This is a genomic window from Brevundimonas sp. SPF441 (assembly GCF_009661015.1).
Lineage (GTDB): Bacteria > Pseudomonadota > Alphaproteobacteria > Caulobacterales > Caulobacteraceae > Brevundimonas > Brevundimonas vesicularis.
In genome coordinates this window covers 50,208-65,930 of record NZ_WJWX01000004.1, presented here as the reverse complement: position 1 = coordinate 65,930, position 15,723 = coordinate 50,208, and the positions used below count along the sequence as shown (strand labels likewise).

Below are 15,723 nucleotides of genomic sequence, written 5' to 3'. Positions count from 1 at the left end.
CAGGCATTCCCCCGCCCGGCAAGGGAGGCCGGACGCCGCCCTCTATGGACCGCAAGGGGCGTGTCATAGACCCGTCTTTCGGGGTTTCAAAGCGTCTCCAACGCCGCTGCGACCACATCGACGGCCGAGGCGGGTCGGGGATCGAACGCCAGCAGGGGCAGATCGACCCCCGCGAAAGCCCGTGTCTGCGGCTCCGGAAGCCGTTCGACGCCTTCCGCCACACAGGCGACGGCCAGCGCCACGCGACAGACCGGGCGTGTTCTGGCGGCCACGATTCCAAGGCCGCGCACCTCGATCCGACCGGCGATGGAGGCTGGCGCCGACGCATGAACGGCCCCGTCCGAGGCCCAGACCTGGGTGTAGTCGTCGCTGACCAGCCGCCAGCCGCGCGCGATCAGCCGCAGCGCCAGATCGCTTTTGCCCGCGCCCGACGGTCCCAGGATCATCACCCCCTGCCAGGCCCCGCGCCGGCGCACGGCGACGGTGGTGGCGTGGACTGGCTGGCCCGGGGTCACGACCAGCGGCCGACCGCCGGGAAGACGATCTCGAACCGCGCCCCGCCTTCGGTCTTGTTTTCGGCGTGGACGCGACCGCCATGCGCCTCGACGATCTGACGCACGATGGACAGGCCCAGGCCCGAGTTGGAGCCGAACACCGCCCCCTTGGGCCGCGAGGTGTAGAACCGCTCGAACACCGTCTCCAGGTTCTCGGCCGGGATGCCTGGCCCCTGGTCCTCGACCCGCACGCGGATCGGCAGATCGTCCCCGATGTCCTCCAGCGTCACCCGCACCACGCCGCCTGCGGGGCTGAACGAGCGGGCGTTGTCGATCAGGTTGCGGAACACCTGCCCCAGCGGCCCGTCGCGCCCCATGACCCGCAGGGCCTGTTCGGGCGCCGTGAGCACGACCGGAATGTCGCCCGGCTTGGCCGTGGTCTCATAGACGCCGACGATATCGACCAGCAGACGGTTCAGATCGACCGGCCGGGGCCGATCGCGCGACAGCTCCGCATCCAGCCGCGAGGCGTTGGAGATATCGGTGATCAGCCGGTCCAGCCGACGCACGTCCTGCTGCAACAGCGCCGTCAGCTTCTCGCGGTGCGCATCGGTCTTGACCAGCGGCAGGGTCTCCAGCGCAGACCGGATCGAGGTCAGGGGGTTCTTGATCTCGTGCGACACATCGGCCGCGAACCGTTCGATGGCGTCCATCCGCGTCGACAGGGTGTCGGTCATCGATTCCAGCGACCGCGCCAGATCGCCGATCTCGTCCTTGCGATCCTCCAGATCCGGCAGGGAGATGGCCCGCGCGCGCTGAAGTTTCACCTGATCCGCCGCCGCAGACAGCCGCATGATCGGCCGCGCCACGAACAGATGCAGCAGCAGCGACCCCAGGAGATTGACCCCCAGCGCCACCAGGGCGAACGGGAACAGCGCCTGCCGTTGAGCGCCCAGGATTTCGTCCACGTCCCCCGATTCGACGGTCAGCACGCCCAGCACCTGACGCACATGGCGCACGGGGATGGAGACGGAGACGACGCGGTCGCCGGATTCATTGCGACGCAGGGTCGATTGGGGCGAGCCGTCCAGCGCCGCGGCGACCTCGGCCGCCAGTTCGCTGTCGGCGCGGGCGACGCGGCGCTCGGACAGCAGATTGGCCTTGGCGGCGTCCTCGGTCGCCGTCCCCGCCGGCTGCGCGTCGGGCAGTGGCCGCCCGCCGATGGCCTCCGTCACCTGATAGCTGTCGACCAGCAACAGGCCGTTCACATCATACAGTCGCACCCGCTGGCCCGCCGGGATGAACCGGTCGGTCAGCCAGATCGACGCGCGGATGGGGTCCAGTTCAGGCGTCGGTTCGCCCCGTGTCACGCCTTCTTCGCGCAACACGTTTGCCAGCAGCTCGGCCTGGACCGTCAGCGATTCCTGACGCGCCTCGATCAGGCCCGGACGCCATTCATTGATCGCCAACGCCCCGCCGAACAGGATCAGCAGGCTGAGCAGATTGAGCACCAGGATGAAGCCGCCCAGCCGCGATCCGCCGAAGCGGAACAACGGCCGGCGCTGGGGCTCCTCGTCGGGCTCGCGCCCGCCCGGTTCAGCTCTCGCGGTAGCGGTAGCCGACGCCATACAGGGTCTCGATCGCGTCGAACTCATTGTCCACGGCGCGGAACTTCTTGCGCATCCGCTTCACGTGGCTGTCGATGGTGCGGTCGTCGACATAGACCTGGTCGTCGTAGGCGGCGTCCATCAGGTTGTCGCGGCTCTTCACGAAGCCGGGACGCTGAGCCAGGGCCTGCAGCAGCAGGAACTCGGTCACCGTCAGCTTGACGGGCTTGCCGTCCCAGGTCGACTCGTGGCGCGCCGGGTCCATCGACAGCTTGCCGCGCTTGATCGCCCGGCCCGAGACCTCGGCCGCCGATTCCGGTTCGCCGCCATCGGCGCCCGTGCGGCGCAACAGCGCCTTGACCCGCTCGATCAGCAGACGCTGGCTGAAGGGTTTGTGGATATAGTCGTCGGCGCCCAGGTTGAAGCCCAGGATCTCGTCGATCTCCTCGTCCTTGGACGTCAGCATGATCACCGGGATCTGCGAGGTCTGGCGCAGGCGACGCAGCACCTCCATCCCGTCCATGCGCGGCATCTTCACGTCCAGGATCGCCAGATCGGGCGGCGAGGATTCCAGCGCGGCCAGACCCGAGGCCCCGTCGTGATAGGCGGTGATCTTGTGGCCATGGCTTTCCAGCGCCAGCGAAACAGACGCCACGATGTTCTCGTCGTCATCGACCAGAGTGATGTTGGCCAAGGGTGTCTTCTCCTGAACTTTACGTTCCCGCGAGCAAGAACGCACAGCAAGCGTAACCGTTCGATCTCGGTCACATTAGGGCTAAGGCGTTTCGGGCCGAATGAAAATCGCCTGCAACCCGAAAGCGGTTCGGTGACGTCCAGATGGTCACGGCGCCGCCTCGTTTCAACGCGCGCACCGCGTCGCTCCGGCGCGGGCAGAAACATTCCGCCTTCGAAAACCTCGCCTTAAAGGCTTGGGATGCAGGATCGCCCCATGGCGGGTCCGATCCACTACGAAGTCTATGTCCGCAAGAGCGCCCCGTCGTCGTGGACGCTGCTGATCGCGACCGAAGACCGCAAACACGCCATCGAAACCGCCGAGGAACAGCTTCGGGACCGTCTCGCCATCGCCTCGCGCGTGACCAAGGAGACGCTGGACCCCGAGACGATGGAGTTCAGCTCCCTGACCATCCTGACGCTGGGCGCGCCGGAGGAGCGAAAGAAGAAGGTCGCCGACAAGGCGGTCCCGCCGGCCTGCAGCAGTCCGGCCGAACTCTATTCGCCCCATGCCCGCGCCCTGATCGGCCGGGCGCTGGAGGACTGGCTGAAACGCGAGGGCGTGACTGCCTTCGAACTGCTGCATCGGCCCGATGTCGCCGAACGGCTGGAGGCGGCCGGGGTCGAGCTCCAGCACGCCATCCAAAAGGTCGCGGTCCCCGAAAGCCAGGCCACGGGCCAGGAGGTGCACGGGGTCGTGCGCCACTATCAAAAGCTCACCGAACAGGCGATGGCCCGGCTGCGCAAGGCCGGACGCGACGGCCTGTTCCCCGCTCTGGACGACCGCTCCATCGCCGATCTGGCGCATCGGCTGACCGGCGCGCCGGATCGGGCGCTGCGCATGGGCGGCGTCGTCGCCGGCGCGCTGAAGGATCGGCGCGGCGCCCGTGATCGCCTGACCGTGCTGATGGATTTGATGGACGCCGCGCCCGCCGACGGCCCGCCGCGCGCCCTGGTCGTCGTGGTGGTCGAGCAGATCGTCGCCGAAATGCTGGCCGTGCGCACCAACCTGACCGAGATTTTGGGCCCGTCCTTGGATCAGGGCGCCAATCTGGCGGCTATCGTCCGCATGGTCGCGCCGGACGAGATGGACGCCCTGTTACGGATGGACCCGCGCCTCGCCCTGATGATGCCCCAGGTCGAGGGACCGGCCGCGCGCCTGGGCCTGCATCTGGCCTCGGGTGAGTTTCCGCTTCTCGCCGCATCCCTCGCTCGTCTCGTCACACGCGAACTGACCAGCCAGCGCCGCCTCCGCCCCCATGATCCGGTCGGAGAGATCGATATCCTGCGTCTGCTGGCCATGGCCCTGACGGCCTCGGCCGGGCGACTGCTGACGCTGGAAGAGGTTCAGACCGCCTTCGTCGAACGCTCCAAGAGCCTGGTCACGGCCGATTTCGTCGGCGCCTACGTCAACCCCTGCCCGACGGTCTTGGCCGAGGCCGAGCAGCTGACCCGCCTGTGCGAGAACGTCACCGGCGGGGCCAACAAACGCGCCGCCGCGCGCTGGCTCAGCGCCTGTATCGGCTCGCTGCGTTTCGAAACCGAGATCCGCCAGTCCGTCCCCGGCGGCCCGAGCGCCTCGCACAAACTCGCGACCCTGGCGCGGCTTCAACGCTCGGTCCAGGCCGCGCATCTGGCCGACCACGACCAGACCCAGATCATGGGCGCCATCGGCGCGGTCGGCGCCAATCTGGAAGCCGACGCCAAACTGGTCGCCCAGATTATCCGCGCCCAGGTGACGGCGCCGCAGAAGCTGACGGCCCTTCTCAAACTGGCGACCGGCGAAGCCGGCCCGCTGGGCCCCGTCGCCGACCGCGCCCGCGTCGAAGCCATCAAATTGCTGCGCTCGCCCGATGTCCGCACCGCCCTGACCGCCGCGCCGGAAGGCGTCACGGCGATCAAGGGACTGATGCAACAGGCCGGTCTGGCGGCCTAACCGATCTCAATCGAAGATGTCGAAGATGCTGTCGCGCTTCTTTTTCTTGTAGCGATAGTCGTCGTCGCGATGCCGGTCGTCGCGATATTTGTCGCTCCGGTAGCCTCGATCGTCGCCGCGATACGGCTGTGACGCCCCGCCGCCCCAGGGTTGGGACTGGGGCTGGGCATAGGGCTGAGGCTGCGGCGCATAGGCCTGCGGCGCGGGCGCGACCGGGGCTGTGGCGCGGCCCTCCTCGACGGCGGCCGCCATCAGCTTTTCCAGCTCGCCGCGATCCAGCCAGACCCCACGGCAGTCGGGGCACATGTCGAACTGGACGCCGTTGCGCTCCAGCGTCTGCATGGCGGCGTTGTCATTGGGGCACATCAGAAGGGGCATGTCGGGCTCCGATCGAAAAAGAATGGGCGGTCGATGCGACAGGCCAGGAGGGGAAAGCTTCGCCGCATCGACACGCCCTTGCGGTCCGACATCGCGTCGCACGATCCGGCGCAAGGAAGGGGGACGCCAGACCGCGAGAACGCCAGAGGGGCCCGTTCCGCCTCTTCAAGCTAGGCGCCGTCGCAGCCCGCCGCCATGCGTCGCGGGGCCGCAGGGGGCTTTGGCCGCCCCTGCCATCGTATAGGCGACGACGATTGCGAGCTTTTACCACGGCTTACGACCGACCAGCGACCCTTCGCCTGTCATGGCCCTGGACCGGGTTAAAATGGCGCCCCGATCTTTGACATCTTCGCGCGCCGCCAGAACGCGCGCCGAAATAGACAGATTAGACGAATTAGACGGTGTTTTTGTCGGCGAACCCGCCGGCTAAAGTGCACAGATTGCACCTCAAAAACTCTAGCAGACCTGCCCGGCGGCCCAGCCCGACGACCAGGCCCACTGGAAATTATAGCCGCCCAGCCAGCCGGTCACGTCCACCGCCTCGCCGATGAAATATAGGCCCGGAACCGCCTTGGCCTGCATCGTCTGCTGGTCCAGCGCGGCCGTATCGACCCCGCCCAGCGTCACCTCGGCGGTCCTGTAACCTTCGGACCCCACCGGCTTGACCGCCCAGGCGTTGACCGCCTGATCCAGCCGCCGCAGCACCTTGTCCGACAGGTCCGCCAGATTGCCCGACGCCCCTTCGCGGTGGCACAGGCTCTCGGCCAGACGGCGCGGCACGATATGGCCCAGCGCGGTGTGCACCGCCTGTTTGCCGTTCGACGCCTTGGCCGCCTTCAACTCCTCGAACACGTCGCGGCCGGGCGCCATCGAGGCCACCACCGCCTCGCCCTCGCGCCAGTAGGAGCTGATCTGCAGAATGGCCGGACCCGACAGGCCGCGGTGGGTGAACAGCATCGCCTCGTGGAAGCTGGCCTTGCGCGCCTTGGCCCCTTCGGGCGCCGAGGCGACCGAGGCGTCCACCGCCACGCCCGCCAGCGGCGTCAGCGTCTCCAGCAGCCCGGCCTCGAACGTCAGCGGCACCAGCGCCGGCCGCGTCTCGGTGACGCGAATGTCGAACTGCCGCGCCATCTCATAGGCCCAGCCGGTCGCCCCCATCTTGGGGATCGACTTGCCGCCGGTCGCCACGACCAGCGACGCCGCCGTGACCTGCGATCCGTCCGACAGGATCGCCGTGAAGCCCTCGCCGGATCGTTCGATCCGCGACACCCCGGTCTTCAGGCTCAGGACGACGCCCGCCGCCGCCATGTCGTCGGTCAGCATACGGACGATCTGCTTGGCGCTGTCGTCGCAGAACAGCTGGCCCAGCGTCTTCTCGTGCCAGGCGATCCCGGCCCTATCGATGCGCTTGACGAAGTCGTGCTGGGTGTAGCGGCGCAGGGCCGACGTCGCGAACCGGGGGTTCTCGCCCAGAAAATTCGCCGGTCCGCAGCCCAGATTGGTGAAGTTGCAGCGTCCGCCGCCCGAGATGCGGATCTTCTCGCCGGGCCGGTCGCCATGGTCCACGACCCTGACCCGCCGCCCGCGTCGCCCGGCCTCGATGGCGGCCATCATCCCGGCCGCGCCGGCCCCGACCACCAGGACGTCGACGAGGGCGTCCGAAGACGCCCTCGTCACTTGGAACCTCGCGGTTCCAGCCTCGGGGAGAGCTTAGTAACGGTAGTGATCCGCCTTGAACGGGCCTTCGACCGGCACGTTGATGTAATCGGCCTGGTCCTTGGTCAGGACGGTCAGCTTGGCGCCCAGCTTGGCCAGGTGCAGCATGGCGACCTTCTCGTCCAGGTGCTTGGGCAGGGTGTAGACCTTGTTCTCGTACTTGTCGGCGTTGGTCCACAGTTCGATCTGGGCCAGCGTCTGGTTGGTGAAGGACGCCGACATCACGAAGGACGGGTGGCCCGTGGCGTTGCCCAGGTTCACCAGGCGGCCTTCCGACAGCAGGATGATCTTCTTGCCGTCCGGGAACTCGACGTGGTGGACCTGCGGCTTGATCTCGTCCCACTTGAAGTTCTTCAGGCCGGCGACCTGAATCTCCGAGTCGAAGTGGCCGATGTTGCAGACGATGGCGTTGTTCTTCATCTGCCGCATGTGATCGACGGTGATGACGTCCTTGTTGCCGGTCGTCGTCACATAGATGTCGGCGCGGCCGGCGGTGTCGTCCAGCGTCTGGACCTCATAGCCTTCCATCGCAGCCTGCAGGGCGCAGATCGGATCGATCTCGGTCACGATCACGCGGGCGCCGCCCTGACGCAGCGAAGCGGCCGAGCCCTTGCCCACGTCGCCGTAGCCGCAGACCACCGCGACCTTGCCCGACAGCATGACATCGGTGCCGCGACGGATCGCGTCGACCAACGATTCACGGCAGCCATACAGGTTGTCGAACTTGGACTTGGTGACGCTGTCGTTGACGTTGATGGCGGGGAAGGGCAGCTCGCCCTTTTCGGCCATCTGATACAGGCGGTGCACACCCGTGGTCGTCTCTTCCGACACGCCGCCGATGGCGTCGCGGATGGCCGAATAGAAGCCGGGCTTCTCAGCCAGATAGCGCTTCATGACCTTGAAGAGAGCCTCTTCTTCTTCGTTCTGCGGGTTCGCCAGAACCGAGATGTCCTTCTCGGCCTTGGGGCCCAGCACGCACAGCAGGGTCGCATCGCCGCCGTCATCCAGGATCAGGTTCGGATAGCCGCCGTCGGCCCATTCGAAAATCTTGTGGGCGTAGTCCCAGTACTCTTCCAGCGTCTCGCCCTTGGTGGCGAAGACCGGCGTGCCGTTGGCGGCGATGGCGGCGGCGGCGTGGTCCTGCGTCGAGAAGATGTTGCACGAGGCCCAGCGCACTTCAGCGCCCAAGGCTTCCAGCGTCTGGATCAGGACCGCCGTCTGGATGGTCATGTGCAGGCTGCCGGCGATGCGGGCGCCCTTCAGCGGCTGGCTTGCGCCGAACTCGTCACGCAGGGACATCAGGCCCGGCATTTCGGTTTCAGCGATCTCGATTTCCTTGTTGCCCCAATCGGCCAAGGTGATGTCGCGAACGATGTAGTCGGTCATGGCTTGGGCTCCCGGCCGCAATGAGTTTGGGCCCTCATAGCCCGGCGCGCGCCGAGTATCAACAAACACATAAAGATATCCTTATGCGATCCAGGCTCAGCAGTTTCTTAAATCCTGGCCGGTAGAGACCTCACCATGGAACGCCGCGCTCTTCTCGGTCTCGCCGTCGTCGCGACGGCCGCCTCACCCTCCGCCCGCGCTTCGAGCGGCGGCGCGGCGCCGTCGGCCGACACCTATATCCGGCTGCCAGTCATCACCGCCTCGATCCTTCAGGCGAACGGTCGTCGGGGCGTGCTGACCATCGAAACCGGCGTCGATGTGCCCGATGCGACCCTTCGCACCCGCGCCCAGCAGTCCGCGCCGCGCCTCCGCGCCGCCTACAACACCGCCGCCCAGCGCTTTGCCAACGGCCTGCGTCCCGGCGTCGTGCCCGACATCGACCAGCTGTCGGCCGCGCTTCAGGCGGCGACCAACGCCACCCTGGGCCGCCCCGGCGCCCGCCTGCTGCTCGGCACCGTTATGGCGGTCTGACTTCCGCCTCTAGAGGAACGAGTAGGGGTCCACGTCCACCGTCAGGCGGACGGAGCCCGGCACCTTCACCCGCTGAAGCCAGGCCCGCAGGAAGGCCTGGAGGTTCACGTCCCGGTCGGCCCGCACCAGCAGCCGCTTGCGCCGCCTCCCCCGCACCAAGGCGAGCGGCGCATCGGCGGGGCCATAGACCTCCAGCCGTTCGGCGTTGGGAATGGCCTGGGCCAGGTCGTTCGCCGTCTTCTCGACGGCGGCCGCATTCTCGCTGGACAGGATGATCGCCGCCAGCCGGCCATAGGGCGGCAGGGACGCCGCCTCGCGCTCGGCCATTTCCGCCTCGACGAAGGCGTCGCGATCACCGGCCGCCAGCGCCATCAGCACCGGGTGCTCGGGCGTCCAGGTCTGAAGCAGCGCCCGCCCCGGCCGATCCGCCCGTCCCGCTCTCCCGGTCGCCTGGGCCAAAAGCTGATAGGTCCGCTCGGCCGCACGCAGGTCGCCGCCGCGTAGCCCCAGGTCCGCATCCACCACGCCCACCAACGTCAGGCGCGGGAAGTTGTGACCCTTGGCCGCGGCCTGTGTCGCCACCAGAATGTCGATCTCCCCGTCCGTCATCTTCTGGATCAAGGCGCGCGCCGACCGGGCGTCGGGCGCAGTGTCGGAGCTGAAGACCGCCGTGCGCGCCTCAGGAAACAGTTGGCGCACCTCTTCCTCGACCCGCTCGACCCCTGGCCCGACCGAGACCAGCGAATCCTCAGCTCCGCACGAGGGACACAGTTTGGGCCGCGCCATAGAGAAGCCGGTCAGGTGACAGACCAGCCGCCCGGTGTAGCGATGCTCGACCAGCCAGCTGTCGGTGTCCGGCGCCGTCAGCCGATGACCACAGACGCGACACAGGACCACGGGCGCATAGCCGCGCCGGTTAAGGAACAGCAGGGTCTGCTCACCCCGCAGCAGGGTTTCGCCGATGGCCAACCGCAGCGGCTGCGACAGCCAGGTCTGCGGATCGGGTGTGTTCTGACGCAGGTCCAGCAGGGCGATGTCCGGCAGGACCGCCGTCCCGTGCCGCGCGCCCAGCTTCAGCCAGTCGTAGCGCCCGCTCTGCGCGTTCCACAGCGTCTCCAGAGACGGCGTCGCCGAGCCCAGGACCACCGCCGCCCCCTCGATCCGCGCCCGCGCCACGGCCAGGTCGCGGCCGTGATAGACCAGGCCTTCCTCCTGTTTGAACGAGCCGTCATGCTCCTCGTCCACGACGATCAGGCGCAGATTGACGAAGGGCAGAAACAGGGCCGAGCGCGCCCCGACCACGATGTTGCAGCGCCCGGCGACGACCGCCTCCCACACCTGGCGGCGGCGCGGCGGGGCGACGCCGGAATGCCATTCGGCCGGGGCGGCGCCGAACCGCGCCGTGATCCGTTCGATCAGGGCCTGGGTCAGAGCGATCTCGGGCAGCAGGATCAGCGTTTGCGCCGCCGGATCGGCGTGCAGCACCCGCGCGATCGCCTCCAGATAGGCCTCGGTCTTGCCCGACCCCGTCACCCCATCCAGCAGGAAGGGGCGGAAGCCGCCACCCGCCACGCCCTCCGCCAACGCCGTCGCCGACGCCGCCTGGTCGCCGTTCAACGCGGCGGGCGCATGGTCGGGGTCGGGCCGGTCGAACGCCGCCTCGGCCGCGATCTCGATGATCTCCAACACGCCTTCGTCGATCAGGCCCTTGACCACGCCCGACGACACGCCCGCCGCCCGCGCGAGATCGGCCGGCGGCATGGCGCGATCGCCCAGGGCCTCCAGCACGCCCGCCCGGGCTGGAGTGGCGCGCGAGGGCGACCGCTCGCCCACCCGACGCACCCGGCGTTCCGGCCGGGGCCGAGGCGCGCGCAAGCCCTTCAACGCCGTCGCCGCCATCTCGCCCGGCGCCGACAGGGTCCAGCGTCCGGCCCATTCCACGAAATCCATAACGCCCGCCGGCAGGGGCGGATCGTCCAGCAAGCTGTCGATCGCCTTCAGCCGCCGGTTCGACCCCGTCGTCTCGAACACCTCGGAAACCACGCCCCGGATCAGACGCGGCCCCAGCGGCACGGCGACCTGATCGCCCCGCGCCAAATCTCCGTGGGCCAGGCTCAGGGCTTCGGGCACCTCGTAATCGAAGGCCTCGGGCACCGGCAGGGGAATGAGGACGGAGGCGACTTTCACCGAACTGCGCCCTCGGCTATGAAGCCGCCCATGAAACTCTTTCTCGATACCGCCGACGTCGCCGTCATCAAGGACATGGTCCCCACAGGAATGGTGGATGGCGTCACCACCAATCCGTCGCTGATCGCCAAGTCGGGTCGGAACATCGCCGAGGTCATCGCCGAAATCTGCGCCCTGGTCGAGGGGCCGATTTCCGCCGAGGCCGTCTCGCTCGATTTCGAGACCATGGTCAAGGAAGGCGACAAGCTGGCCGCCATCGCGCCGAACGTGGTGGTGAAACTGCCCCTGACCTGGGACGGCCTGCGCGCCTGCCGCGTCTTCACCGACAAGGGCATCAAGACCAACGTCACCCTGTGCTTCTCGGCCGCCCAGGCCCTGCTGGCCGCCAAGGCCGGCGCCACCTTCGTCTCGCCGTTCGTCGGACGTCTGGAAGACAACGGCGCCGACGGCATCGGCCTGCTGGAAGAAATCCGCGTCCTGTATGACGTCCACGGTTTCGAGACCCAGATCCTGGCCGCGTCCCTGCGCAATGTCGGCCATGTCGCCGCCGCCGCCGTCGCCGGATCGGACGCCGCCACCTTCGGCGCCGACACATTCAAGGCCTTGGTGAACCACCCGTTAACCGACAAGGGTCTTGATGCCTTCGTGGCGGACTGGGCCAAGACGGGTCAGTCCATTCTGTAGCATCGCGGTTCCCGGAGAGGTCTGTTTGAGCGGCTCATTGGACCTTTTCGAAACGTCGGAATCGGACGCAACGCCCCATATCGGCGACGGCTTGCATTGGCCCGACGTGCGCGGCTGGCTGCAGACCCATCCCCAGACCCTGCTCGACGACCGCTCTCTGCTGGAAGAGATCGGTCTGCGGCCGCACGGCCGCAACGTGGTCGAGTTCGGTGCCGCCGCCCTGACGCGGCTAGAGGCCGTGGTCGAGCGCGAGACCGGCGCCCGGCGTGAGATCGAACTGGTCGCCCGCGCCAACTTCGCCGCCCAGACCCAGACCCACGTCGCGACCCTGGACCTGATGGAGGCCAAGAACCATTCCGACCTGGCACGGCGGCTGGATGCGGCGGCGCAGGGGCGGTTCGGCTTGGCCGGCGCCGCCATCGCTCTGGAAAAACCCGGCGGCGTACCCTTCGGCTGGCGCGCGCTGGAAGAAGGCGACGTCGACAACCTGCTGGGCGAGCACGGCCTGACCTGGCTCGGCCCGATGATCCAAGGTCTGAATTTCTTCGGCGCTGCCGAGGATCAGGTGCGGTCCATCGCCCTGGTCCGCATGGCCCCGCACCTGACGCCGGGCGGGCCGCCCCGCCCCTGCATCTGCGCCTTCGGCTCACCCGAACTCGAAGGCTTCACCCCCAACATGGGCTGCGAACTGGCCGCCTTCCTGGCGCGGGTGACGGAGCGGATGGCCGAGCGATGGCCGGTTCTCAACTGACCGCCTCCGACGCCCTGCGCGCCTGGCTCGATCACTTGGCGCACGAACGTCGCCTGTCGCCACGCACGCTGGAGGCCTATGGCCACATCGGGCAGCTCTATGTCGCCTTCCTCGAACGCCATCGCGGCGAGGTGATGTCGCTGAAAGACATGGGGACGATCACCGCCGCCGAGGTCCGCGCCCACATGGCTGAGCGACGATCCGGAGATCAACCGCTGGCGGCCCGGTCGCTGAGCCAGAGCCTGTCGGCCATTCGCGGTTTTCACGCCTTCCTCGACCGGCGGCTGGACACGCCCGCGCCGCAGCTGGCCCTAGTGCGCGGTCCCAAGGTCAAGCCGTCCCTGCCCCGTCCGGTGACAGAGGATCAGGCGCGCGGTCTGCTGGCCGAACCGGACGCCGATCCCGACGCCGAACCGTGGGAGGCCGCGCGTGACAGAGCTGTCCTGACCCTGCTCTACGGCTGCGGCCTGCGGATCTCCGAGGCCATGTCCCTGACCCGCGCCGATGCGCCGCTAGGCGAGACCCTGCGTATCGTCGGCAAGGGCTCCAAGACCCGGATCGCGCCGATCCTGCCCGCCGTACGCACGGCGGTGGACGCCTACCTGGTCCTTCTGCCCTTCCCGCTCCAGCCCGCCGACGCCCTGTTTCGCGCCCGCCGCGGCGGCCCCTTAAGCCCCCGTCACGTTCAGGCCTCGGTGCAGAAGTTGCGCGGCCGGTTGGGTCTGCCCGAGCGCACCACGCCTCACGCCCTGCGCCACAGTTTCGCGACCCACCTGCTGGGCGCCGGGGCCGATCTGCGGTCGATCCAGGAACTGCTGGGCCACGCCAGCCTGTCGACGACCCAGAAATACACCGGCGTCGATGCGGATCGTCTTTTAAACGCCTATGCGGCCGCCCATCCCCGCGCCTAGCGACGCGGCGCGGGCGGAGCCGGTGGCACGCCGACGTCGGGCTGGGCCGGCATCAGGTTTCGACCCAGCGCCCGTTGATCCGGCACGGCGTAGCTGATCGGCAGGGGACAGTTGTTCTGGTCGCGCCGATCCAGCAGCAGATAGCGCCGGACCTGTCCATCATCGAGCGATCGATCCAGCATCATGGCGCCGACGCCGCTTTGCCGAGCCTGCATCAGCGGATCGCCACAACGCTGCGTGGCCTCCCTTGGTGCGGAAACAACGACAAGATCAGGGCTGGTAATCGCGCTGGAAGACGCCGCCGCGGGGTCGGACAGGGCCAGCATAAGCAAGGTCAGCATCGCATCCTCCTGTTTCGGCTGGGACGATACGTCGACAACCCCCGATTGGCCAGACGGCGCCGAACGCCGGGCGGGAAGGCGCAGCCGCGCTGAGACACGACCGACAAGAATATGTCTCAGGCTCTTCGCCAAAAGCGCGTAGCCTGCCCTGCCCTGGCGACGGCCCGAGGAGGACAGGCAAGTGCGGCCAGGGTTTGGCGAAGGATCGAGCGTGAAAACGTCGCGGCGCAAGACGCTGGGCCTGCTGGCGGCTGTTCCGTTTGTGTCCGCCCAGACCGCCATCCCAGCAGATCCGCCCGATCGGGTGCGGCTCCTGCAAAATCTGTTGACGCGGATGGGCGTCGGCGTGCGTCTGAATGGAAGCGTCCAGAAGATCTTCGTCATCGACACCGGCGCCGAGCGCAGCGCGATTTCGGCCGAGTTGGCCCAGACCTTGGCCCTGCCGCCCGGCCGCCCGGTCGTGGTGCACGGGATCACGGCGGCCGAGGTCACGCCGACCGTCGAACTGGCGCAGATCGAGATCGGGCGGCGGCGCTTCAGCGACCTGACCCTGCCGGTCTTCCCGCGCGACGCCCTGGGCGCCGACGGCCTGCTCGGTCTGGACCTGCTGTCCCGCTTTCGCCTGACGCTGGACGTCAATGCCCGCCAGGTCGCCCTGTCGCCGTCAGGGTCGACCAGCATCGCGCTGACGACCAGCCCCGACTCAACCCGGCCCCAGCAACAGGACGTGCTGGTCGCCGGTCGTCGCGGTCGCTTCGGTCAGCTGATCCTGACCCGGATCGAGATCGCCGGCGTGGAGGTCGCGGCCTTCATCGACAGCGGCGCGCAATATTCGATCGGCAATCTGGCCGTGATGCAGGCGATCGACATCGGTCAGGCCGCCGCCCCGTCCGAGCCTGTGCGGATGGTCGGCATCGTCGGCGGCGCAGTGACGGCTCGCACCGGCACGACGCCCGCCCTGCACATCGCGGGACGATCTCTGGGGCCGACCCCGCTGCTGTTCGCCGACCTGCATGTGTTTCAGGTCATGGACCTGATCGACAAGCCCGCCCTGCTGCTGGGCGCCGATATCCTGAGCCGGTTCAGCCGCATCACTCTGGATTACGGCCGCAGCCGCGTGGCTTTCGGCGGCGTGCTGCGCCGTCGTGCGCCCGGCTGATCAGATCGCCTTGATCGCCCCGCCGTCCAGTCGGATCAGCGAGCCGGTGACATAGGCCGCAAGCGGACTGGCCAGGAAGGCGGCGGTGGCGCCGAACTCCTCAGTCGTGCCGATGCGGCCGACGGGGATCGATTTGACGGATTCAGCTCGCGCCTCTTGCGGCGTCGTGCCGGTGCGCTCAGCGGTCGCCTGGTCCAGCCTTTCGATCCGCGGCGTATCGATCCGCCCCGGCAGCAGGGTGTTGACCGTCACCCCGTCTGGTCCGACCTCATTGGCCAGGGTCTTGGCCCAGGCCGCGACCGAGGCCCGCAGGGTGTTGGACACGCCCAGCGCCGCCGACGGCTCGACCACTGTGATCGAGGCGACGTTCAGGATGCGCCCCCAGCCGGCCGCCCGCATGGCCGGCAGCACCCGGTCCGTCAGGCGGAAGATCGACAGCACCATCGACTCGAAATGATCGCGCCAAACCGCCGGCTCAAGCCCCGACACGCCCGACGGCGGCGGCCCCCCGGTGTTGTTCAACAGGATTTCGACGTGCCCGCCCAGCAGATCCTCGGCCCGGTCCGTCGCCTTCAGCAGCGCCTCATGGTCCGCCAGGTCCGCCGTGACCACGACCGCCCGGCCAGGCCCGGATGCGTTCAGCGCATCCGCCACGGCCTGAAGCTTGCCTTCATCGCGCGACAGCAGGGCGACGTGCGCGCCCTCCGCGACCAGGGCCGTCGCCACGGCGCTGCCAAGGCCGGATGAGCCGCCGCAGATCAGGGCGCGCTTGCCGTTCAGTTTCAGGTCCATGGTCTTCTCCGATCCTGTGTGGCCCCGATATCGGATGCGTGGGTCCCAAGCGCAACGCGGCGTTAACCGAGACGGCGCACCTTCTTGTCGAGCGGCCGCCGAGACCGCCAGGACAGGC

The 15,723-nt window shown here is 68.3% G+C and carries 15 protein-coding genes; 6 read left to right on the top strand and 9 right to left on the bottom strand.

Annotation, left to right across the window (positions count from 1 at the left end; translation table 11 throughout):
• Positions 1-86: 86 nt before the first annotated feature.
• From GGC30_RS04295 to GGC30_RS04285, 3 genes are read right to left on the bottom strand one after another with little or no spacing between them, the layout of a single operon-like run.
• A complete protein-coding gene (locus GGC30_RS04295; RefSeq protein WP_174086695.1) occupies positions 87-515 on the bottom strand; it encodes an HPr kinase/phosphorylase in 429 nt (142 codons plus the stop codon).
• Entirely contained in the window at positions 512-2,122 is a 1,611-nt protein-coding gene (locus GGC30_RS04290) for an ATP-binding protein (RefSeq protein ID WP_153922856.1), read from the bottom strand. The genes GGC30_RS04295 and GGC30_RS04290 overlap by 4 nt, the downstream gene beginning before the upstream one ends.
• Complete coding sequence (locus GGC30_RS04285; RefSeq protein WP_039243953.1) at positions 2,091-2,795, bottom strand: response regulator transcription factor; 705 nt, start codon at positions 2,793-2,795, stop codon at positions 2,091-2,093. The genes GGC30_RS04290 and GGC30_RS04285 overlap by 32 nt, the downstream gene beginning before the upstream one ends.
• Positions 2,796-3,050: 255 nt before the next feature.
• On the opposite strand from GGC30_RS04285, the gene GGC30_RS04280 reads away from it, so the two are divergent.
• Positions 3,051-4,769: a hypothetical protein gene (locus GGC30_RS04280; RefSeq protein WP_194943521.1), complete on the top strand. Its 1,719-nt coding sequence runs from the start codon at positions 3,051-3,053 to the stop codon at positions 4,767-4,769.
• A gap of 6 nt (positions 4,770-4,775) precedes the next feature.
• Here the strand turns inward: GGC30_RS04280 and GGC30_RS04275 are convergent, their stop codons facing one another.
• The 3 genes from GGC30_RS04275 to ahcY form a co-directional block, all read right to left on the bottom strand.
• Positions 4,776-5,147: a zf-TFIIB domain-containing protein gene (locus GGC30_RS04275; protein ID WP_153922854.1), complete on the bottom strand. Its 372-nt coding sequence runs from the start codon at positions 5,145-5,147 to the stop codon at positions 4,776-4,778.
• A gap of 456 nt (positions 5,148-5,603) precedes the next feature.
• On the bottom strand, positions 5,604-6,824 hold the full coding sequence (locus GGC30_RS04270) for an NAD(P)/FAD-dependent oxidoreductase (RefSeq protein WP_370451870.1): 1,221 nt from the start codon (positions 6,822-6,824) through the stop codon (positions 5,604-5,606).
• A gap of 33 nt (positions 6,825-6,857) precedes the next feature.
• Positions 6,858-8,249 (bottom strand): adenosylhomocysteinase, encoded by a 1,392-nt coding sequence (gene ahcY, locus GGC30_RS04265; protein ID WP_017506126.1) that lies wholly within the window; start codon positions 8,247-8,249, stop codon positions 6,858-6,860.
• Between the two features lie 135 nt (positions 8,250-8,384).
• On the opposite strand from ahcY, the gene GGC30_RS04260 reads away from it, so the two are divergent.
• Entirely contained in the window at positions 8,385-8,780 is a 396-nt protein-coding gene (locus GGC30_RS04260; protein ID WP_153922853.1) for a Tat pathway signal protein, read from the top strand.
• A 9-nt stretch (positions 8,781-8,789) separates the two neighbouring features.
• Here GGC30_RS04260 and GGC30_RS04255 read toward each other — a convergent pair whose 3' ends face one another.
• Entirely contained in the window at positions 8,790-10,967 is a 2,178-nt protein-coding gene (locus tag GGC30_RS04255) for a primosomal protein N' (RefSeq protein WP_370451869.1), read from the bottom strand.
• Between the two features lie 30 nt (positions 10,968-10,997).
• Between GGC30_RS04255 and fsa the strand changes: the two genes are divergently transcribed.
• The 3 genes from fsa to GGC30_RS04240 are packed head-to-tail and all read left to right on the top strand — an operon-like array spanning position 10,998 to position 13,313.
• Positions 10,998-11,651 carry a fructose-6-phosphate aldolase gene (gene fsa / locus GGC30_RS04250; protein ID WP_026108568.1) on the top strand — a complete coding sequence of 218 codons (654 nt, stop codon included), beginning with the start codon at positions 10,998-11,000 and terminating at the stop codon, positions 11,649-11,651.
• A 37-nt stretch (positions 11,652-11,688) separates the two neighbouring features.
• A complete protein-coding gene (locus tag GGC30_RS04245; RefSeq protein ID WP_153922852.1) occupies positions 11,689-12,402 on the top strand; it encodes a DUF484 family protein in 714 nt (237 codons plus the stop codon).
• On the top strand, positions 12,384-13,313 hold the full coding sequence (locus GGC30_RS04240) for a tyrosine recombinase XerC (RefSeq protein WP_153922851.1): 930 nt from the start codon (positions 12,384-12,386) through the stop codon (positions 13,311-13,313). Before GGC30_RS04245 ends, GGC30_RS04240 begins: the two co-directional genes overlap by 19 nt.
• On the opposite strand, the gene GGC30_RS04235 is transcribed toward GGC30_RS04240, so the two are convergent.
• Complete coding sequence (locus GGC30_RS04235) at positions 13,310-13,654, bottom strand: hypothetical protein (protein ID WP_153922850.1); 345 nt, start codon at positions 13,652-13,654, stop codon at positions 13,310-13,312. The two genes, GGC30_RS04240 and GGC30_RS04235, sit on opposite strands and share 4 nt — an antisense overlap.
• Before the next feature lie 211 nt (positions 13,655-13,865).
• Between GGC30_RS04235 and GGC30_RS04230 the strand changes: the two genes are divergently transcribed.
• Positions 13,866-14,813 (top strand): aspartyl protease family protein, encoded by a 948-nt coding sequence (locus GGC30_RS04230; protein WP_153922849.1) that lies wholly within the window; start codon positions 13,866-13,868, stop codon positions 14,811-14,813.
• Here the strand turns inward: GGC30_RS04230 and GGC30_RS04225 are convergent, their stop codons facing one another.
• Positions 14,814-15,605 carry an SDR family oxidoreductase gene (locus GGC30_RS04225; RefSeq protein ID WP_153922848.1) on the bottom strand — a complete coding sequence of 264 codons (792 nt, stop codon included), beginning with the start codon at positions 15,603-15,605 and terminating at the stop codon, positions 14,814-14,816.
• Positions 15,606-15,723 lie beyond the last annotated feature (118 nt).

Excerpts from the sequence above, each read along its gene's own strand:
- GGC30_RS04260 (WP_153922853.1), top strand. The coding sequence starts at position 8,385 with ATGGAACGCCGCGCTCTTCTCGGTCTCGCCGTCGTCGCGACGGCCGCC.
- GGC30_RS04240 (WP_153922851.1), top strand. The coding sequence starts at position 12,384 with ATGGCCGGTTCTCAACTGACCGCCTCCGACGCCCTGCGCGCCTGGCTC.
- GGC30_RS04235 (WP_153922850.1), bottom strand. The coding sequence starts at position 13,654 with ATGCTGACCTTGCTTATGCTGGCCCTGTCCGACCCCGCGGCGGCGTCT.
- fsa (WP_026108568.1), top strand. The coding sequence starts at position 10,998 with ATGAAACTCTTTCTCGATACCGCCGACGTCGCCGTCATCAAGGACATG.
- GGC30_RS04280 (WP_194943521.1), top strand. The coding sequence starts at position 3,051 with ATGGCGGGTCCGATCCACTACGAAGTCTATGTCCGCAAGAGCGCCCCG.
- ahcY (WP_017506126.1), bottom strand. The coding sequence starts at position 8,249 with ATGACCGACTACATCGTTCGCGACATCACCTTGGCCGATTGGGGCAAC.
- GGC30_RS04275 (WP_153922854.1), bottom strand. The coding sequence starts at position 5,147 with ATGCCCCTTCTGATGTGCCCCAATGACAACGCCGCCATGCAGACGCTG.
- GGC30_RS04225 (WP_153922848.1), bottom strand. The coding sequence starts at position 15,605 with ATGGACCTGAAACTGAACGGCAAGCGCGCCCTGATCTGCGGCGGCTCA.
- GGC30_RS04290 (WP_153922856.1), bottom strand. The coding sequence starts at position 2,122 with ATGGCGTCGGCTACCGCTACCGCGAGAGCTGAACCGGGCGGGCGCGAG.